Genomic DNA, 20896 nt, shown 5'->3' with positions numbered 1-20896 from the left:
AGCATTATGAAACATTTCAGATTTTTGACAATGGCCGCACTCATCGCATTCGGCTCTTTTACATGTGCACAAAACGTTATCACCCTTGACGAGATGCAGGCAAAAAAGAAGCAACAGCAACCTCAGCAGCAGAAGGTTGTCAAAGAGAAGGTCAGCTACAGCAGTGCCTCTGATGACGAAGCTTTCGGAACCCTTTTTCTTCAGTACAATCCAAGTAATATGCATGTAAGCTATAACGGGTATTCAGGCAGTACAAGCATGACAGGATTCTCTCTTGGTTACCTCTACTCCAAGCCTGTCAGCGCGCCTCTCTACTTAGAATTTGGTGCAGCCGTTCAGTATTTCTTCAAGAGCGAGAAGTACGAAGACTACTATCCTGATTATGACGACTATTATTATGGTTATGACGAGCACCATAGCCACGGAGGCAAGAGCCATGACGCGAAGTTCAGCATGCTTTCAGTAAAGATTCCTATTAACGTAATGTATTCTTTCGAAGCCAGCGACGCTATTGCCATCCAACCTTATGCAGGCATCTATGGACGTGTTAACATCCTGGCCCAGACAAAGATTGGTGACCAGAAAGCCAATCATTTCTCAAAGGATGACATGGGTGACGACACTTGGAACCGTTTCCAGCTTGGCCTACACTTAGGCTGCAAGGCTCGCTTCAGTCAGAAGTTCACAGCTGGCATTGGCTACTACATGGATCTGACCAAGATCACAGACCACACCACCATTCGTGGTTTTGATATCACCCTTGGTTTGAATCTTTAACAATCAGGCAAAGAAAGGAGTTAGGTATGAAAAAGACTTATAGATTCTACGGCATGACGCTGATGGCCGTTTTCATGGCCATCGGCACCCCCGCCTGCGACGGCGATGACGAGGAAGAGTCTGGCAACGGCGAGAAGGACGTTCGCATTGAGAAAGTGATTCCCTCCGACATTCGCAAGAAAATGCAGAAATATATGGCAATCTATGACGGAGTCAATCCTCCAAACGTCGAAGGCTGCTTTGTGATGTCACCCGCTGTGAATGTTTATGACTCTACTAATGATTATGACCCCGGCGAAGCAGCGGATGACGCATATATGAGGTTCTATAACCAAAATACATCTAATAATACGGTGTCGTACGAAGATTACAATGATGGAAACACAAACGAAGCTACAGGTGCCTTCATCAGTGGAGAGGACAATAACTTCTCTGTATATTTCGACACAAATGGAAAGTCAGGAAGCGTCAGATTCAAGTTAGCGCTTGTTGTTTCTGGCACAAAGGCTTCTGATGGAATCCGCAACATCTACTATGCTTTCGTGATGACCGAAAAGAACAGCAATGGGGACGATGATTTGATAGAAGTTGGTGACTTCCGTGTCTTCAAAGATAAGGACGGAGTTGCATCACCAGCATCATGGACATTCTCTACTCGTGCTATACTTGACGAAATCACGACCAAAGGCTTGCTCAAGAAAAACAAATAAACAAATGTAACTTTTATACATCTACCTTTTGACAACTGGGAGTTTACTCGGAGTAAAGTCGGACTTTAGTCGGAGTAAACTCCCAGTTTAGTACGGCACCCTCCAAAGGCATGAAAATGTTTGTTTTATGCAGTTTTGCAGGGGCTGCTTACGATTTTACGCAAAAAGATGGTGGAATGTTGCGATTTGTCGGATATTTGCCGTAACTTTGCAACCGATTATATATAATAAGGTATAGAAAGGAACGTATATGAAGTTATTCGACGTTTATCCACTCTTCGACGTGAACATTACGAAGGGTAAGGGCTGTAAAGTGTGGGACGAGAATGGACAGGAATATCTTGACCTTTATGGCGGACATGCTGTTATCTCGATAGGGCACTCTCACCCCCACTATATTGAGAAGGTGACTGAGCAACTCAGTAAAATCGGATTCTACTCGAACTCAGTGATTAATAAGCTTCAGGTGGAGTTGGCAGAGCGACTTGGTAAGATCAGCGGCTATGACGACTACCTGCTGTTCCTCATCAACAGCGGCGCCGAGGCTAATGAGAACGCCCTGAAACTAGCATCGTTTAAGACCGGTAACACACGTGTGCTCTCTTGCGAGAAGGCTTTTCACGGAAGAACGTCTCTTGCAGTAGAGGTAACGAACAACCCTAAGATCATCGCCCCCATCAACGATAACCATCATACACGATTCCTCCCTCTGAACGACCTCGAGCCTTGGGTTCGCGAATTATCGAAGGGTGGCGTTGCCGCCGTTATCCTAGAATGCATTCAGGGTGTTGGCGGTATTCAGATGGCTACGCCAGAGTTTGCTCAGGGACTGGCCTACGCATGTAAGCGCTATGGTGCTGTATTGATTTGCGATGAGATACAGTGTGGCTATGGGCGAAGCGGTAAGTTCTTCGCCCATCAGTGGCTAGGCATCAAGCCAGACATCATCACGGTGGCCAAAGGTATTGCAAACGGATTCCCAATGGGCGGTGTACTGATTTCACCAGAGTTCCAGCCCGTTTACGGACAGTTGGGCACCACCTTTGGCGGCAACCACTTAGCTTGTGCAGCAGCTCTGGCTGTGCTCGATGTATTCGAGAACGAGGGATTGGTGGAGAATGCCCGTGTCGTAGGTGACTACCTGATGGATGGCATCAGGAACATCGGCAGTTCACACATCAAGGAGGTACGTGGTCGAGGACTGATGATCGGCATTGAGCTGGACATGCCCCATGCCATGGTTCGCAAGCCTCTCATCAAGCATGAGCACTGCTTTACGGGCTGTGCAGGACAAAACATCCTGCGCCTTCTGCCCCCCCTGTGCCTCACGAAAGCAGAGGCTGATGACTTTATAGAAAGACTGATAAGAGTTAAACCTGAAGAGATTTGAAGATTATGAAGATAGCAGTGATAGGCGCTGGTGCTATGGGTGGCGCCACTGTTGAAGGCCTCATCAAGGGCCAGCAGTTCAAAAACGAAGACATCACCGTGAGCGATCCGTCACTGGCTGTGGTGGAGAAATTCGCCAAGATGGGTGTCAGTGTAACGACAGACAACAAGTTAGCTGCCGACACTGCCGATATTGTGTGCGTAGTTGTCAAGCCTTGGCTCGTGGAGCGTGTACTGAAGGACATCAAATCGGAACTGAATCCCAAGAAGCAGATTCTGATTGTGATTGCTGCAGGAGTATCTTCAGAAAGCATCAAGCAGTGGCTAGGCAATAGCTGCCCCCCTCTCTTCCTTGCCATTCCAAACATCGCCATTGCAGAGATGGCATCGATGACCTTCGTGGTACCGGTAGGTGCTTCAGAAGAGGATATCAAGACAGTTGTCAGCATCTTCGACGAGATGGGTAACACGCTGATTACAGACGAGCAGCATCTGGCAGCAGGAACGACGCTCGCCTCTTGCGGCATCGCCTATGCCATGCGTTATATCCGTGCAGCAGCTGAGGGCGGCGTAGAGCTCGGTTTCAAGGCCGACGACGCAAAAAAAATTGTGATGCAGACCATGAAAGGGGCCGTAGAGTTGCTTGAAGCCAGTGGGCTTCACCCAGAAGCAGCCATCGACTTGGTAACCACCCCTGGCGGTGTTACCATCAAGGGCCTCAACGAGATGGAACATGCAGGCTTCACTTCTGCCGTAATCCGCGGACTGAAAGCTGGACTGAAATGAGGCGGACACTGCTGATACTGACGATATTCTTCTGTCTGACTGCTTCGGCACAAGACACCCCGAATGCCCGTCAGGCCAAGCGCGTCTTCAATACAGCGTGGAACCATATCTATGGACAGGAAGGGGTGAAGTTCAACTACAAGATAGACATCCTCCACGTCTATAAGGAAGAAGGCTATTCGTGCAACAAAGGCGAAAAAAGTGTCTCTGAACATAAGAACACTATCATCTACGACAATGGAACACTAAAGCACATCGTCCGGACCAACAAGAAGATTGTGGAACTCCACGACCCCAAGGTAAATAAGAAGGACGAGAAATTGCAAATGTTCAAGTTCGAGCCAGACAGCTACACCTATTCCATCGCGAAAGCCGATGACGGAATGTTGCTTGTCACCCTCGTAGCAAAGCCCAAGGCCAATGTCAAGATGAAACGCATTGAAGCCTTACTCACGCCTGGTAGCTACTACCCTAGACGGTTGCGTATCAAGGTGAGCATATTCTGGGCCACCATTACCTTCGCCAACTTCCAAGCGGGTAGCATCGACGACCAGCTCTTCGTATTCCCAAAGGAGAAATATAAAGATTATAAGATAATTGACGAACGATAAAAATAAATAAAATATGGACGAACAGTTAAAACAAATAGGCGAGCGCCTGCGTGGTTTGCGCGACGTACTCGACATCCCCGTCAGCGAGATGGCAGAAACCATCGGAATCTCGTCGGAGAAGTATGAGAAAATAGAGGCGGGTGAGCTCGATATCACCATCTCGAATCTGATGAAGATTGCTCACAAGTATGGTGTTTCGACAGAAGAGCTTATCTTTGCAGAATCACCTCATATGAAGTCTTACTACGTAACTCGCAAGGGTCAGGGCATGTCTATCGAGCGCACAAAGGCCTATAAATATCAGTCGCTGGTAGGTGGTTTTGTCAACCATAAGGCCGATGTATTCATCGTCACCGTAGAGCCAAAGCCTGGTGTACGTACTATCTATAAGAACACCCATGCCGGACAAGAGTTCAACATGGTGCTCGAAGGCAAGATGGAACTCTACATCGGAGGCAAGACCATCATTCTTGAGGAAGGCGATTCAATCTACTTCGACTCCACCAAGCCCCACGGCATGCTGGCCGTAGGCGACAAACCCGTTAAGTTCCTTGCATTCACAGTTGAATAATAATATATGGTAGAAAGATTTTTAAAGCAGACTAAATTTACGTCTGTAGAGGATTACAATAAGAATCTGGAATTTATCGTTCCAGAGCATTTTAACTTTGCCTACGACGTGATGGACGCGTGGGCAGAGGAGGCACCCGAAAAGTTAGCACTACTTTGGACCAATGATCAGGGTGAAGAAATACGTGCCACTTATGCACAACTGAAAGAACAGAGCGACCAGGCGGCCTCATACCTGCAGACATTAGGTATTGGCAAGGGTGATCCCGTGATGCTCATCCTGAAGCGTCACTATGAGTGGTGGATTGTCATGCTGGCCCTGTGTAAGATTGGTGCCATCGTGATTCCTGCTACCCACATGCTGACTAAGCACGACTACGTCTATCGTAACACACGCGCCTCAGTAAAGGCCATCATCTGTGCCGATGACGACTATATCATCAGTCAGATCAAGTTGGCCATGCCTGAGAGTCCGACGGTGAAACAATATATCACGCTGCGCGACGAGGAAGGTTTCCACAACTGGAAGGCCGAAGTGGTCAACGCGCCCAAGTTCGAGCGCCCCGCCTTCGTTAATAACAACGAAGACACGATGATTATGTACTTCACCTCGGGAACCAGCGGCGAACCTAAGATGGTTGCACATGATTACCTCTATGCTATGGGACACCTGACCACTGGTGTGTTCTGGCATAACCTGCACGAGAATTCACTCCATCTCACCGTAGCCGATACCGGCTGGGGTAAGGCTGTATGGGGTAAGTTCTACGGACAGTGGTTTGCTGGCGCTACTGTGTTTGTATTCGACCACGAGAAGTTTAATGCCGACACCCTGCTGCGCCAGATGGAAAAATATAAAGTAACCAGTTTCTGTGCACCTCCCACCATCTATCGTTTCATGATTCGTGAGGATTTGAGTAAGTACGATCTGAGCAGCCTTCAGTACTGCTGCACCGCAGGCGAGGCCCTGAACCCCGCAGTCTATGATAAGTTCTACGAGAAAACTGGTATCCGCATGATGGAAGGCTTTGGTCAGACAGAGACCACCATGACCCTCGGCACCTTCCCTTGGATGACGCCGAAACCCGGTTCAATGGGTATCCCCAATGCCCAGTACAACATCGACCTGCTGCGTGCCGATGGTACCAGCTGCGAGGATGGTGAAAAGGGCGAGATCGTGGTACGCGTAGGCGACAAGAAACCTATCGGTCTGTTTAAAGGGTATTATCGTGATGAGGAGAAAACCCGCGAGGCTTGGCATGATGGTATCTACCACACTGGTGATATGGCTTGGCGCGACGAAGACGGCTACTACTGGTTCGAAGGCCGTATCGACGATGTAATCAAATCTTCAGGCTATCGCATTGGTCCGTTCGAGGTAGAGAGTGCCCTGATGACCCACCCTGCTGTAGTAGAATGCGCCATCACCGGTGTACCCGATGATATCCGCGGTATGGTAGTGAAGGCTACCGTCGTCCTCGGAAAAGAATGGAAAGACAAAGCTGGCGACGACTTAATCAAGGAACTGCAGCAGCATGTCAAAAAGGAAACTGCTCCTTATAAATATCCACGAATCATCGAGTTTGTCGATGAATTGCCGAAGACTATCAGTGGAAAGATCCGCCGCGTAGAGATTCGCAAGAAGGATGCAGAGAAGTAAATGGTAAAAAGTAAATAGCGAATAGTTGTGGCTGCGCATAACGAACTAGGTAAGTGGGGTGAGGAGGTTGCATCGGAATTCTTGCAACACCAAGGCTACGAGATTCTGGAGCGCGATTGGAAGTCTGGCCATCACGACCTTGACATCATTGCCACAAAGGGCGACACACTTGTCTTCGTAGAGGTAAAGACCCGCCGTAACAGGCTATATGGCAACCCCGAGGAAGCTATCGATTACAAGAAGCGCCTCGCATTGCAGTCTGCCATCAATCACTATGTGAAGTCACATTGCGCTTATGCCAATGTACGTTTCGATGTCATCAGCATCGTAGGAATGATAGGCAACAATATGCCGGAAATCGATCACATCATGGATGTAACATTAATATGAAAAGAAGATTTGTTATTAAGGTAGGCTCAAACGTGCTAACACGTTCAGACGGGAAGTTGGACGTCACTCGCATGTCCGCACTCGTTGATCAAATTGCCTGGCTCCGACAAAAGGATATCGAGGTCATCCTCGTAACGTCAGGTGCTGTAGCCTGTGGCCGACGCGAACTCACCGTTGATCATTCGCTCGACAGCGTAGAGCAGCGTCAGCTGTTCTCTGCCGTCGGCCAAGTTAAACTTGTTGGTCTTTACTACGACCTGTTCCGTGAGTTCGGTATTCATGTCGGACAGGTTCTAACGATGAAAGAGAACTTCCAACCAGGCGAACAGTACCGCAACCAACAAGCTTGTATGACGGTCATGTTAGAAAACGACGTACTGCCTATCGTCAACGAAAACGATACCGTATCAGTTACCGAGTTGATGTTTACTGATAATGATGAGCTCTCTGGCCTTATCGCCCAAATGATGAAAGCCGACTCACTGATTCTACTATCTAACATCGATGGTATCTATACCGGTCACCCCGATGATTCATCTTCAGAACTGATACAGACTGTAGCTCCATGCACCGACCTCTCAAAATACATCAAGACTGAGAAAAGTGCCTTCGGACGTGGTGGTATGCACTCTAAGTATCACACTGCCAGCAATGTACAGTCAGCTGGCATACATGTCATCATCGCTAATGGCACTCGTGACAACATACTTATCGATCTCATTGAGAATCCGCAATCAACGCCTCATACAGAATTCCTAACATAGAAGAGACATGCAACTGAAAGAGACTTTCGAACGTGTAAAACGTGCTAGCAAGAGTTTGGCTTTGCTTACCGACGAACAGCGCAACGAGATACTCAATGCCGTTGCCAGTGCTATTATAGATAATAAGGTGAGAATCCTGAAGGCAAACACTCAGGATCTGACCAAGATGTCGAAAGACAATCCCCTTTACGACCGTCTGCAACTTACAGAGGAGCGTTTGGATGGTATTGCTTCCGACATGCGTAATGTAGCCATTCTACCCACGCCATTAGGACATATCACTAAACAGAAGACATTACCCAACGGACTTCGTCTTTGCCGTGTCAGTGTACCCTTTGGTGTCATCGGTATGATTTACGAGGCACGTCCCAATGTCACGTTCGATGTCTTCTCGCTTTGTTTTAAGAGTGGTAACGCCTGCATACTGAAAGGTGGTAAGGATGCCGATTGCAGCAATCGCGAAGAGGTTGCCCTGATTCATGAGGTTCTGGAGCAGTATGGCGTGTCGAAGGATGTTGTAGCCCTGTTGCCTGCTACCCATGAGGCAACAGGCGAGATGCTCAATGCTGTGGGTTACGTCGATCTCTGCATCCCCCGCGGAGGCAGGAAACTCATCGACTTCGTTCGTGATACAGCCCGCATTCCTGTGATTGAGACGGGTGCTGGTGTGGTGAACACCTACTTCGACGAGGAAGGCGACTTGGAGATGGGTAAGGCCATCATCAATAATGGCAAGACCCGCAGAGTATCTGTCTGCAACGCCCTCGATTGTCTCATCATCCACAAGAGTCGTCTTCAGGATCTGCCCGCGCTTTGTGAGAAGATGGCAGGAAAAGACGTCATCATCTATGCCGATGCCCAGGCTTATGCGGCCCTTGATGGTAAGTATCCCGATCTGGAACATGCTACAGATGACAGTTTCGGCACAGAGTTCATGGATTACAAGTTGGCCATCAAGACCGTTGCCTCACTCGAAGAGGCCCTCGAGCATATCGACGATAACGGTTCCGGCCATAGTGAGAGTATCATCACGATGAATGAGCAGACAGCCCGCAAGTTCCAAGCCCATGTCGATGCCGCCTGCGTTTATTGGAATGCCCCTACTTCATTTACCGATGGTGCCCAGTTCGGCCTTGGCGCTGAGATCGGCATCTCTACACAGAAACTAGGTCCCCGTGGTCCTATGGCACTCGAGGAAATCTGCACCTACAAGTGGCTCATCGAAGGCGAAGGACAAACCCGCCCATAGATAAATATTTGATGAAGTTCAAGCCTATATTGATCCTACTCTTCTTTCTATTCTGCATGCCTATACAGATGCTAGCGCAGGAGAAAGTTGCAACTGCCGACATCGGGCAGTTGGAGAAGGAGATGTATCGTCTTTATCCCACGCATAACATTGACGAGTTCATGGACGTGACCGAGCGTTTGAAGGAGGCCACGCTTAAGGCTGGCAATGAGGGACTCTTCTATCGCACATGGGCAAATCAGGCTTCTTTTGCCTTTATCAGGATCAGTCGCCAGAAAGGCATGGAAATAGCCAAGGCGATGAATGAGTATTCCCAACTGCACGACAGTAAACTCGGAATCTACTACTCATCCCTAACCAATGCCAACCAATCCAACTCGCTCAAAATGGAAGGAGAAGCTCTAAGGCTATATCTTAATGCCATCCAGTACAAACAGAAGCATTTGCCCAACATCAATGCAGCACCAGCCTATATTGGAGCGGCTAAAGTATACTATAACAAAAGACAGAAAGAAAAGGTTCTTGAGATGACCGACAAAGCTCTGGCTGAGCCTAACCTCATAGGAGCTAACATCGTGGATGCATGGAGTTATCGTTGCATGTCCGCCATGATGCCCGAAGGAGTCGACCATAAAGAAGAATTCAATCAGGCCTACGAAGAATGGAAAAAGGTGATAGAGAAATATAAATCCAATTCAACTTCCAGTAATCTCATTGAGATATACCATGCACAAGTAAACGGCGACTACAAGCAAATGCTGGAATTAGCCCAAACGGTAAGAAACCCTCAAGAGAGATACAAGTTGATGGCTCATGCTTATGAATGGTTGGGCGATTGGAATAATGCTCTTGATTGTTTCAAGAAATATAAGCTGATTAGCGACTCTCTTAACTCTGCCGAGACACGCAAGCAAACAGCTGAGCACACTCTTCAGCTCGATGTCATCCGTGCTGAGAACCAGGCAAAAGAGTTATTGCTGCACAACCAATCGCTAAAACTGGCTCACGCCCAGGACGAACTGGAGCAGCGTCGATTGGAGGAAGAGGCACTCAACCTTACATTAAAGAATCGCAACATAGAGTTGAGTCATGCCTCCATTAAACTGAAAAACGATAGTCTGGACCGCCATGCACAACAATTGAAGTTGAGCGAGTTTCAGTCAAAACTTGAGTTGGAACAAAACAAGGAGAAAATAGAGCGTATTACCCTATGGACAGCCATCGGCGTGGGAGTGCTTGTCATCACCTTCCTCAGCCTCTACCTCTATCGTCGTAGCCGCCACATGAAAGATCTGACTGTAGCCTACAACAAGCTGGAGACAGCTTACGAGCAACTGGAACAAACCACCGCTGCCAAGGAACGCATAGAGAGTGAACTACGTATTGCCCGCGAAATTCAGATGTCGATGGTACCACACGAATTCCCTGAGCGTCCAGACTTGGATCTCTACGCCTCAATGACCCCTGCCAAGGAAGTGGGTGGCGACCTTTACGATTATCTGCTTGAAGACGACATCCTATATTTCTGTCTGGGTGATGTATCAGGTAAGGGAGTCCCTGCTTCGTTATTCATGGCTCAGACCATCCGTCTGTTCCGCTTCTTGGCAAAACAGCACCAGATGCCAGCATACATAGCAACATGTTTAAACGAGGAACTGACAGAGAAAAACGACAATGGCATGTTTGTCACCATGTTCATTGGTCAGATGAATCTCATCACAGGACAGTTCCACTTCTGCAATGCCGGCCACAATCCTCCGATCATTGGAGGCGATGAGCAACATGGTTCGTTCCTTCAGATGGAGTCCAATGCGCCTATAGGTCTATGGCCAGGGCTCGAATATATCGGCGAGGAAATAGGATCCATCAAGGGACGCCCTCTCTTCATTTATTCCGACGGACTGAGTGAGGCTGAGAACATGAGACAGGAACAGTTTGGCGATGACCACGTGCTTGATATATTACGACATACAAAGTTCAGAAATGCCCATCATGTAGTAGAGCTTATGGAAACAGAAGTGAAGCATCATCGTGATGGTGCAGAACCTAATGACGACATGACCATTATGTGCATCAAAGCATTACAAAGTAATTCATAAAAATATTAAGATATGAAAAGTTTTATCAACGTTGAAGACCTCGGCCCATTAGATAAGGCGATGGCCGAAGCATTTGAGATTAAGAACGATCGTTATAAGTATCAGCATCTGGGCAAGAACAAGACCCTGATGATGATTTTCTTCAATAACTCACTCCGCACCCGCCTCTCTACACAGAAGGCAGCCATGAACCTCGGTATGAATGTCATCGTACTTGATGTGAATGCAGGTGCCTGGAAGCTCGAAACCGAGCGTGGTGTCATCATGGACGGCGACAAGAGTGAGCACCTGTTAGAAGCCATCCCCGTAATGGGCTGCTATTGCGACCTCATTGGTGTACGTTCCTTCGCTGGGCTTAGTGATCGCGAATACGACTATGCCGAGACTGTACTTCACCAGTTTATCAAATACTCAGGCCGTCCCGTCTTTGCCATGGAGACTGCCACCGTACACCCCCTTCAGGCCTTTGCAGACCTCATCACCATCGAGGAGCATAAGACCGTTGAGCGCCCAAAAGTCGTTCTCACTTGGGCTCCCCATTGCCGTGCCTTGCCCCAGGCTGTACCTAATAGTTTTGCTGAGTGGATGAATGCCGCTCCCGATGTGGATCTCGTCATCACTCACCCCAAAGGCTACGAACTCGATCCGAAGTTCGTAGGTAATGCAGTGGTGGAATACGACCAGAAGAAAGCCTTTGAGGGTGCCGACTTCATCTATGCAAAGAACTGGAGTAACCCAGGTGTGACTAATCCGGCTGATTACGGAAAGATTACTTCAAAGGACATGTCATGGACGGTAGACGCTGAGCACATGTCGTGGACTAACAATGGAAAATTCATGCACTGTCTCCCCGTCCGTCGTAACCTTATCGTAACCGATGATGTGATTGAATCGCCTAACAGTCTCGTCATCCCTGAAGCGGCTAACCGAGAGATTAGCTGTTCGGTTGTCATCAAACGAATGCTCGAAGCATTATAATAAATGATAATCCCCGCCATCTGGCGGGGATTATCATTTATTCGCTTTTCATAAACGCTGCCACACGGTCAGCCATGTTTCTTCGAATGTAAGGATAGTAAAACTTCAATTCCATGTCATGATAATTACCCTTGCAACCAATTATCGGCATGATGTTTTTTTGCTGATAACCTTCCACTATGATATGTCTACTCTTAGGGTCACAGTGCACGGATAACGTATCGTTTTTCTTCCTGCCATAGAGCACGAACGGAGTACTCACGGAATCAGTGCGCCAATTAACGGGATTGATACAAGCCTTGGTATTCTTACTAATATAAAGAATACTTTCCGGCGACTTCACCGAATTAAAGCTGATAGTCACGCCCGTATCAGTAGCCCCTTGAGCCAGTCGGATGTTAGGAAACGAATCCAAATCCTCTTGTCCCACCTTGTAGCCAATCACATAAGCAGCCACCATCCTTTTCATAACACTATCTGGCATGTGCTTTACTATCTCCAACGCAGCAATAGCCCCCTGACTGAAGCCCGCGATAATAAAGGGACGTCCTTGATTAAAATGCTCCAGATAATATTGCCAACTGCGTTTCACGTCTGAGACAGTTATTGGCAGACGTGCAAAAGCCTTCTCACTATCAGCCCACGAGTCCATAGACACCTGACGGTAATAAGGTGAAAAATAGTTCAACTTATCAGAATAGAAAGAGTCAACAGCTGTCATCTCTTTCTGCATCGGCTTCCGCAGCTCCATATTATAAATGTCCGCTAAATGGCAGGTGTCACCACCCATCATATGGTCACCAGTCTCGGTAGAGATAATATAAAAAAGATCGGCCTCGCCCCCACGGTTCTGTATATACCACATGGAGGGATTATCGTAACTGGGGCGCTGTGGAATAGGGCCGACAACACTATCAAGTCCATTATTCCACGATGAAATAATGAGCATGATGGATAAGGCTATGGGTACCACAATGTGGTTTCTAATCTTTGTCATCCTGTATGGTCGATTGTAAAATCGTGTGCAAAAATATAAAAAAACCTCGAACTCTGCAAATAAATAGCGAAAGATTATGTAATTTTGCAGGCAAAAGAGAAAAAAGACATGCTATCATTTGAATGCGACTACAATAACGGAGCACATCCTCAAGTACTTGAAAATCTAATTAAGTACAACAACGCCAAGCCAACCCCCTACGGCTTCGACGAGTTCAGCGAGCGGGCGAAGGATCGTATCCGCGAAGCCTGCGGACTCCCCGACGCACAGATATTCTTCCTCACTGGCGGCACACAGACCAACGCCACAACTATCGACTCTATGCTCTATCAATACGAGGGCGTAATTTGCGTTGGTAGCGGTCATATCAATGTCCATGAGGCAGGAGCTGTGGAGTTTACCGAGCATAAGATTATCACGATTGCCGATACCGATGGTAAGATGGAGGCCAGCACCCTTGACAAGTATCTTGACGACTATATGCACGACGGCAATAAGGATCATGCTGTTCACCCGGGCTTAGTCTACATCACTTTCCCCACAGAGTTCGGCACCCTTTATTCTGCTAAAGAACTCAATGACATCTATCAGGTATGCCAGCGCTATGAGATTCCATTGTATATCGACGGTGCCCGTCTCGGCTACGGACTGAAGGCTGAGGGCACAGATGTGACCCTGCCCTATCTGGCCCGCCATTGCGATGTATTTTACATTGGCGGCACGAAAATTGGCGCACTCTGTGGAGAAGCCGTTGTCTTCACCAACCGCAAAGCCCATAAGCATTTTTTCTCTATCCAGAAGCAGCATGGTGCCGTGATAGCGAAAGGAGCGCTTATCGGTTTGCAGTTCGAGGCCTTGTTTACTGACAATCTCTATCTCAGGCTATCCGAACATGCCATTAAGATGGCTATGAGGATGAAAGACATCTTTATACGAAAAGGCTTCAAGTTCTACGTAGACTCTCCCACCAACCAGCAGTTCGTCATTATCGATAATGAACAGGTTGACAAACTCAGTCAGAAAATGCTCTTTACTCACTTCGGACAGGCCGACAAGCATCATACCATCTGCCGCTTCGTCACTAGTTGGGCAACAACAGAAGAGGAAATTGACGAACTGGAAAAGATTCTGGAAAAGTGAAAGGTAAGGTATTGAGATATTATCCTCTGGTAGTGATGGTCCTCTGGGCTATCGCCTGTTGGTGCTTTTTTCAATTCTGCTATCCTTACCATTTCTTCTTTCAGGAGCAGAACCAGTTATTTCTCTGGTCGTGGGACTATATCTCCTCTTACACCGGATCGGGCTGGCTAGCTACACTAGCGGGCGACTTCCTGACCCAATTCTATTACTACCTCTATATCGGCGCCACCATTCTGACATTCTGTCTGACAGCTACAGGCATGCTGCTTTACAGCGCCTTAAGCCATCTCAAGGTCAACCACATCGTATCGCAGTTATTGGCATTGGTACTGATGACCTTCCTTGCTGTCTGCCATTTCAGCACCAGCTACCGCCTGTCATCTACCATCACCGTCATGGGCTGGACACTGCTGTTATGGCTGGTATCACTTGTCAAAGGTCGGAAGAAGCAGGTTGCCGTTTGTTGCTGTCTTCTGTTGCCTGGCTGGCTGCTCTTCGGGCTGCCCCAAGTAAAGAAGTTGCAAGGCCCCGACTTCATTCTTGAGAAGGACTTTGCCGTTGACTGTGAATACTACTTCGGTAACCACAACAAAGTGATCCAGCTGGTAGAGAGCTCTGACCAATGGACAGACCAGATGCTATTCTTCTACAATCTGTCACAGGCTCAGCGTGACCAACTACCAGACCATCTGCTTAAGTTCACGCCAAACTATCTTGGCACCTTCGAGAAAATCGGACCAAAGACCCCTATGCTCACCATTCGTAACATGAATGAGCTCTACTGGGCACTGGGCGACATGACCTTTACAGAGCGAGCTGCCATGATGACCAACGTCTTTTCTCATAACAACCGCAATGTCCGTATGATGCGCCGCTTGGCAGAATGCAATATCGTTAGCGGTGACTCTCTGGCGGCAGAAAAGTATCTGCGCATCCTCGATAAGACACTGGTATACAGAAAGTGGGCAGAGAACATCCGCCAACACGGCCAGAAAATCTATCAAGAGAAAATGCAGAGGGCAAACCGGCGTGACACGATAACCATTTCCGACAATGCTCATTTCCTGATGATGCAACTGCTCGATACTAATCCCGACAACACCATCGCCCTCGACTATATTCTGTGCAGCAACTTGTTGCTGAAGGATATCACCAACTTCAAGCGCGACTACGATCGCTATTGCATAGAGACTGGCAGGCCTCGCCTGAAACCGCTCTATCAGGAAGCCCTTTGCATCTGGCTGGCTGGCACAGACGCCTCACAAGAAGAGTGGGAGAAGTACATACAGCGGAGTGACGTTTTTGAACGGTTCCAGCAATACAACCAACAACGTGGCAGCACTCTGTTCAAGGGCTCTTACTGGTATTACTTTGATAAGATTAAAGCACCAGAGATATGAGACGACTGTTTTACATTTTCACATTTTTACCTTTTTACCTTTCTTGCGCACCTACTCCAGAGAACGTGCAGCAGAACAGCGAGTTGCCTCCTATATATCCCGACTACTGCGACGTGACCGTTCCCGAGAATATTGCTCCGCTGAACTTCCTGCTCCGTGCCAACTGCGAAGCCATCGAGGTGAGGGCTGGAGAACTGACACTGAATACGCGCGGCAATGAGGCCGTGTTCGACATCGACGACTGGAAGATGCTGATGCAGCAATCGGCCGATAAAGAGATAGAGGTCACCGTGACAGCACTCATCGACGGGACATGGACACAATACAAGTCGTTTAAATGGCAGGTGGTGAGCGATAAAGTGGATCCTTACCTTACCTACCGCCTCATCGAACCCGACTATGAGATTTGGAATCACGTGCAGATTCAGCAACGTTGCGTGGAGAACTTCAACGTAAATGCTCTAGCCCACCATGAGCAACTGGAGAACCGCTGTATGAACTGCCACACCTACGCCAATCAAGACCCAGAACTGTCGATGATGTATGTACGCGGTCCTGGCGGCGGTGCCATCCTGAACCGCAATGGCCAACTGAGCAAGCTCAACATCCCGGGTAGCGTGTACTTCTGTTTCAGTCCTACGGGGCGTTACATCACCTACTCCACCCAAAAGATCATTCCTGCCTTCCACAGTCTGGCCAGTAAACGCCTGGAAGTCTACGATGCAGCATCAAACGTCTACGTGGCCGATATGCTGGAGCACCGCATCATCTCATCGCCCCTGTTGGCCGACAGCCTGAAATTCGAGACCTTCCCCACGTTCTCGCCCGATGGCAAGTACATCTACTATTGCAGTGCCGACACTGTGAGCCTGCCTCAGGATATCAAGAACCTGCAATACAGTCTTGTGCGCATCCCTTTCAACGAGAGCGACGGCACCATTGGTACGAAAATCGACACACTTTTCAACCAGAGGAGTGTCTGCCACCCCCGCATTAGTCCTGACGGACGTTTTGTACTCTTCACAGTAGCCGACTATGGCACCTTCCCGATCTGGCATCCAGAGGCCGACCTACAGATGATAAACCTTCAAACGGGCGCTGTTGACAGCCTCAGCATAGTCAATAGTCAGAAGAGTGATACATACCATTCATGGTCATCGAACAGCCGCTGGTTTGTCTTCGCCTCGAAACGCGACGACGGGCTATACGGCAAGCCTTACTTCTGCTACGTTGACAAAGACGGCAAGACCCATAAGCCCTTCTGTCTGCCACAGCAGCACCCAACGTTCTACGACAACAACCTGAAGTCGTTTAACGCGCCAGAACTGGGCAAGGGCAAGGTTCCATTCGACGTAGATGACGTGGTCAAAGTGATGAAAGAACAAGCTATTTCATTCAAATAACCTTTCATCTAAAAGCAAACCTTTATTACCGTAACAACAAAACAACTTGTTTTGTCTTCAAAGAGATAGTTCCTTAGAGTGTAAAAGACTATCTGAACGAGAACAAAACAAGTTGTTTTGTTATTAGGGAGATTATCCCTTATTTGGCGAGAGAACTGACTTTTGTTCCAATACGCTTATCCGAGACGATTTCGCGGCCTGCCTCGTAGGCATCAAACACCACCTTCGACTTCGTAAAGTCGGGTACATTGAAAGAAAAAATACTTTCTTCATAATATTCCTTCGGATGGCGCTGTGGCAACAGAAAGGGTTTAGAAAAGCGCCCCTGCTCGTCGACACTTGCCAGGTAGAGACGGCTGTAAAGCCCATCGTCCCTGCGACTGGTAAAGACTATCCAGTGGGAATTGATGTTCCAGTTGTGATAGCTGTCGGCCCGTTCACTATTGATTTCCTTCAACTCACGCACTTCTCCCGTCTGAAGATCGAGCAGCCACTGATTACTCTCCTCATGCCAGATAGAGAAATAGCCATAGTCCATCAGCGTAAAGAGGATGTACTTCCCGTCGTAACTGGGACGCGGCCATGTGAGACTCTTACCCATAGCCACAGCATTGAAAATGGTATCCACTTGCTCGCCATAACGCCCCGTCTCGGGGTCGAAGGCTATCTTGCAGAGGTTATACTTCTCGTCCTTATAGTGCATTGGATAATCCTGCTGCTTACAGGTCATGAAATATAGTGTCCTGCCATCGGGAGAGAACACGGGCGAGTTCTCGCTCCAGTCTTTTGTAGAGAGCAGCGAGTCCTTAATAATCTCGTGGGTGGCTGGATTATAGACAAACACATCACTTGACAAGTCGAAAACCTCGATACGTTCATTAGGAGCTACATGGAAGCCCTGACGTGTCTGATTAGTCGAGAAAGCACAATACTGCCCGCTAGGATGCCAGTAGGGATAGACCATTGAGCCGCCCAACTGGTCGTTGCTGGCCTTGAGCCATTCACGCTGACCATCTGTCTGGAACATCGTTGCACCATGGTCGCCACGGACATGGAAGACAAATTGCGAGGGATCGGTCTGCCGCGCCGAGTGACAGTTGACACACATGCCCGGCACTAGGGTATTCTCAATAATAGGATACTCATCGAAGCACGAGAGATTACGCTGGTAAAGGCCCATTTTGCTAAACACCTCATAACCGGGAGCTATGCGACGATAGGTGAGTCCCCACTCATCGAGGGCATATAGACTCACACTGACCGTAAAGTCCTTATACTGCTGCCACTGTCCGTTTTTTCGGGTACATACGGTAAAGGTGAGTTCGCCACCCTTGTTCTGCTGTGTCAGCTCATGCCAGTCAGTGATATCAAAGTCGGCTTCGTCGCCTTGCAGATGCAATTCTCCGCCCTTAGAGCCACGCACCACCACATCCATCGCATCGACGTCAGGCTCGGTGCTGTTAAAGTTCAGCGGGGCTATCTCCGCAGGAATCGTCACCCCGACGTAATCGGGATAGATAGCGGGCAATGAGTCCACCTTTATAGGATTCTCTACACCCGACGTACATGCGACCAGCAGCCAACAGCCAACGACCGCCAGCCAATATACAGTTTTTTTCCTCATTGTCCTACCATTAAATAATACCATACCGTATTCTTGAATCTGTCTAGTTCGGGCGAGTTTTTGTCTGAACCGTACACGTTGGCGAATTCATTCATCCGCCGCAATACATAATCATTGATGAAACCCTGTGGAGGGTTCTGCCGCTGCTGGAAGAAGGCAAAAGCGATGCCCTCCTGACAACTGCGGGGATTATACGGAATCCGCTTCTGCACTGCCTGTACAAACTGCATGAAGCGTGGAACATCCTTGTCGAGCAGGGGCATCATAAGCAGATACTGCGCTGCCATCATATTCTGCTGGTTGTGCAGGAAGAGCTGTCCGCATATCTTGTCGAGCTCGCGATCGCTGGACAGGAGATCATCCTGTAAGCGATACTTCCGAAGTGTGCCGTATAGCGGGTGGGCATCAATGCTTTTGCCTCCCTGGCCGTCGTCCAGCATAGCCATAGTACGCTGAGCCCAACGACGATAAAAGATGGTCTTCTCCAATATCCGCAGGTATTTACGTGCCACCTCATACTGGCCATTGATTAGGTTGGTCTCTGCTAGTCGTTTCATCACACGACCGCTCTTATTGTAATTGGGTATAGCCTCCATTGCCTCGAAAGCGAAACGCTGGGCGGTATTCACCATACCGAGATTAAAATATATCTCACCCTTTAACTGCCCTGTGGCGAAGTTACGCTCAAACTTAGGAAGCAGTCCCTCCGAACCATGCTGATAGAAGTCGAATGCCCGCTCGCCCAGCTGGTTCGTCATGCCTAAAGCTAAGTTGGTGGCACTTACGCTCATCGGCAGGTCGGGCATCTGTTTCTCAGCCTTGGCAATAATACCGTTCCAGTCGCCCACACGCACTAAGTAGTCATATTCGATAAGCTCGTATTTCTTCTTGTCGAAATTCATGGGAATCAATAGAGCTGCTGCTACCACCACGATGACAGAGCAGACAACAGCCCCACGCTTTCCCACCTTACTCAAGGCATGTCCAAAGCGTCTAAAGAATACCAAAGCAACACCCTGCAGCAAATAAACCACAGGTATCGCTATCAAGACATAAGGCAGTGTTGAAGGAACACGGTAATAGCTCACGCCCAGTACCACCCTTATCATTGGGAAAGGCAGATAGTGAGCACTTAGTAACATGCAACCCACCACATAGAATCCCCAGACAGGATGTATCCACAAGGCCACTAACAGTGCCATCGGTCCTATCAGCCAATAAACCAGAGGCAGAATCACCAACAGCAAACAACAGTTCACTATTCTGGGAAGGTCTGGCACAATCTTCCATAGCAATATCAAGACCAATGCTATTATCAGCGACACGGCGTATGTAAGCATGACGTTCTCATCGCCCATCGCATACCAGAGCATCAGGACTGGGATGAAACTCATTACGTATAGTTTGCCCACTATCTTCCGAGGATAGAACAACTGCCACGTGAGCCTCTGTATCAGCATAAAGAGCAGGGCAATAATCGCAGCTCCAATGGTAACAATGTTATAAAACTGCATCAGGAACTCCGCGATGTATCTTGCAAATCCACCAGGCTCCGACATACGCTCCAAGAAATAATCGTCGTCGAAAAGGAACAGTTGCAGCTGTTCCTGATAGGCCAGCGCAAAGGGATAGCAGAATCGCCAAAAGAGGAATACCGCCAAACCGAACAGGATGGTCAGTCCTATCTTCCAGTATTTACTCAGTAATCTCTTCATTCGTATCAGCATTCATCGTTACGACTCTTCCGTCAGGATACTTTCGCTGATACGTCAGCGGGAACATATTCTTCAGGAAATCGTGCAACACACCCTCCTTCAGGTTCTCTGCCATCTGACGGGAGTAGTTCTTATACACCAGATGGAAACTATCGGCACGTTGCTGAATATACTTGGCCCGCACCGTATCACCTTGTTTCTGCAGGTCGGCTACATATCTGCGCATTTTACCCAACTCGCGGTTATGGATTTCCGTACGCGCCTTCCACTTTTCCAGTGAGTCATTCTGCGGTGTCCCCATGGCATGACTCACGCTGTCGATAACCACTCTCACCTCGCCCGGCTCACCAATTACCAACAAGGGTTGAATGCCTACACGGAATCGTAAATCAATAAGGAGTTTATACATCTGCATGCTATCAGTCTCGAAATGGAACTTCCCGTCCTTAATCTCCATTGAGTCAACGGTCTCTGCGGTTTTGGGGCCTGTAAACGGTACAAGGAATATACGTTTGCCCTCAAACTGTTCTCCATTGACAACACCCTGAATCCGACACACATTGCTATTTTGTTTACAACTATAGAACATAGTCACCACAGCCATAGCCATCACACACAATAAAATCTTCTTCAT

19 protein-coding genes are annotated in these 20896 nt (G+C 48.3%); 15 read left to right on the top strand and 4 right to left on the bottom strand.

Annotated elements, in window-relative coordinates:
* The first annotated feature begins 6 nt into the window (after positions 1–6).
* The 12 genes from T325_RS06715 (at position 7) to T325_RS06660 (ending at position 11983) form a co-directional block, all read left to right on the top strand.
* Positions 7–777 carry an outer membrane beta-barrel protein gene (locus tag T325_RS06715; RefSeq protein WP_081911090.1) on the top strand — a complete coding sequence of 257 codons (771 nt, stop codon included), beginning with the start codon at positions 7–9 and terminating at the stop codon, positions 775–777.
* A 26-nt stretch (positions 778–803) separates the two neighbouring features.
* Complete coding sequence (locus tag T325_RS06710; RefSeq protein ID WP_036911692.1) at positions 804–1487, top strand: hypothetical protein; 684 nt, start codon at positions 804–806, stop codon at positions 1485–1487.
* A 250-nt stretch (positions 1488–1737) separates the two neighbouring features.
* Positions 1738–2877 (top strand): aspartate aminotransferase family protein, encoded by a 1140-nt coding sequence (locus tag T325_RS06705; protein WP_036911691.1) that lies wholly within the window; start codon positions 1738–1740, stop codon positions 2875–2877.
* A 5-nt stretch (positions 2878–2882) separates the two neighbouring features.
* The gene (locus T325_RS06700) at positions 2883–3662 is read left to right on the top strand and encodes a pyrroline-5-carboxylate reductase family protein (RefSeq protein ID WP_036911689.1); all 780 of its coding nucleotides are present in this window, start codon (positions 2883–2885) and stop codon (positions 3660–3662) included.
* The gene (locus tag T325_RS06695) at positions 3659–4273 is read left to right on the top strand and encodes a LolA family protein (protein ID WP_036911687.1); all 615 of its coding nucleotides are present in this window, start codon (positions 3659–3661) and stop codon (positions 4271–4273) included. Before T325_RS06700 ends, T325_RS06695 begins: the two co-directional genes overlap by 4 nt.
* Positions 4274–4286: 13 nt before the next feature.
* Positions 4287–4844, top strand: coding sequence for a helix-turn-helix domain-containing protein (locus T325_RS06690; protein ID WP_036911685.1), 558 nt, complete (start codon positions 4287–4289; stop codon positions 4842–4844).
* Between the two features lie 6 nt (positions 4845–4850).
* On the top strand, positions 4851–6503 hold the full coding sequence (locus tag T325_RS06685; RefSeq protein ID WP_036911683.1) for an AMP-binding protein: 1653 nt from the start codon (positions 4851–4853) through the stop codon (positions 6501–6503).
* Between the two features lie 27 nt (positions 6504–6530).
* Positions 6531–6893 carry a YraN family protein gene (locus T325_RS06680; RefSeq protein WP_036911676.1) on the top strand — a complete coding sequence of 121 codons (363 nt, stop codon included), beginning with the start codon at positions 6531–6533 and terminating at the stop codon, positions 6891–6893.
* On the top strand, positions 6890–7657 hold the full coding sequence (gene proB, locus T325_RS06675; RefSeq protein WP_036911675.1) for a glutamate 5-kinase: 768 nt from the start codon (positions 6890–6892) through the stop codon (positions 7655–7657). The genes T325_RS06680 and proB overlap by 4 nt, the downstream gene beginning before the upstream one ends.
* 7 nt (positions 7658–7664) lie before the next feature.
* Entirely contained in the window at positions 7665–8906 is a 1242-nt protein-coding gene (locus tag T325_RS06670) for a glutamate-5-semialdehyde dehydrogenase (protein ID WP_036911671.1), read from the top strand.
* Positions 8907–8917: 11 nt separating this feature from the next.
* Positions 8918–11005, top strand: a complete 2088-nt coding sequence (locus T325_RS12380) for a PP2C family protein-serine/threonine phosphatase (RefSeq protein WP_231622203.1) — start codon at positions 8918–8920, stop codon at positions 11003–11005.
* Between the two features lie 12 nt (positions 11006–11017).
* Positions 11018–11983: a Rossmann-fold NAD(P)-binding domain-containing protein gene (locus T325_RS06660; RefSeq protein ID WP_036911668.1), complete on the top strand. Its 966-nt coding sequence runs from the start codon at positions 11018–11020 to the stop codon at positions 11981–11983.
* 37 nt (positions 11984–12020) lie between these two features.
* On the opposite strand, the gene T325_RS12375 is transcribed toward T325_RS06660, so the two are convergent.
* Complete coding sequence (locus tag T325_RS12375; protein ID WP_051949761.1) at positions 12021–12980, bottom strand: DUF3089 domain-containing protein; 960 nt, start codon at positions 12978–12980, stop codon at positions 12021–12023.
* A gap of 108 nt (positions 12981–13088) precedes the next feature.
* Between T325_RS12375 and T325_RS06650 the strand changes: the two genes are divergently transcribed.
* Genes T325_RS06650 through T325_RS06640 form a run of 3 tightly spaced genes read left to right on the top strand, consistent with a single transcriptional unit; the run spans position 13089 to position 16923 of the window.
* Complete coding sequence (locus T325_RS06650; protein ID WP_036911666.1) at positions 13089–14120, top strand: threonine aldolase family protein; 1032 nt, start codon at positions 13089–13091, stop codon at positions 14118–14120.
* Positions 14117–15520: a DUF6057 family protein gene (locus tag T325_RS06645; RefSeq protein ID WP_036911664.1), complete on the top strand. Its 1404-nt coding sequence runs from the start codon at positions 14117–14119 to the stop codon at positions 15518–15520. Before T325_RS06650 ends, T325_RS06645 begins: the two co-directional genes overlap by 4 nt.
* Positions 15517–16923 carry a TolB family protein gene (locus T325_RS06640; protein WP_036911662.1) on the top strand — a complete coding sequence of 469 codons (1407 nt, stop codon included), beginning with the start codon at positions 15517–15519 and terminating at the stop codon, positions 16921–16923. Before T325_RS06645 ends, T325_RS06640 begins: the two co-directional genes overlap by 4 nt.
* Positions 16924–17062: 139 nt before the next feature.
* On the opposite strand, the gene T325_RS06635 is transcribed toward T325_RS06640, so the two are convergent.
* Genes T325_RS06635 through T325_RS12370 form a run of 3 tightly spaced genes read right to left on the bottom strand, consistent with a single transcriptional unit; the run spans position 17063 to position 20896 of the window.
* Entirely contained in the window at positions 17063–18547 is a 1485-nt protein-coding gene (locus T325_RS06635) for a TolB family protein (protein ID WP_036911660.1), read from the bottom strand.
* Positions 18544–20262 (bottom strand): DUF6057 family protein, encoded by a 1719-nt coding sequence (locus T325_RS06630; RefSeq protein ID WP_036911658.1) that lies wholly within the window; start codon positions 20260–20262, stop codon positions 18544–18546. The genes T325_RS06635 and T325_RS06630 overlap by 4 nt, the downstream gene beginning before the upstream one ends.
* Positions 20243–20896: a DUF4369 domain-containing protein gene (locus tag T325_RS12370; RefSeq protein WP_051949760.1), complete on the bottom strand. Its 654-nt coding sequence runs from the start codon at positions 20894–20896 to the stop codon at positions 20243–20245. The genes T325_RS06630 and T325_RS12370 overlap by 20 nt, the downstream gene beginning before the upstream one ends.

The sequence above is a fragment of the Prevotella sp. FD3004 genome (assembly GCF_000746155.1).
Taxonomy (GTDB): domain Bacteria; phylum Bacteroidota; class Bacteroidia; order Bacteroidales; family Bacteroidaceae; genus Prevotella.
Note: the sequence above shows the minus strand (reverse complement) of the source record. Positions and strands in the feature narration are given on the sequence as shown.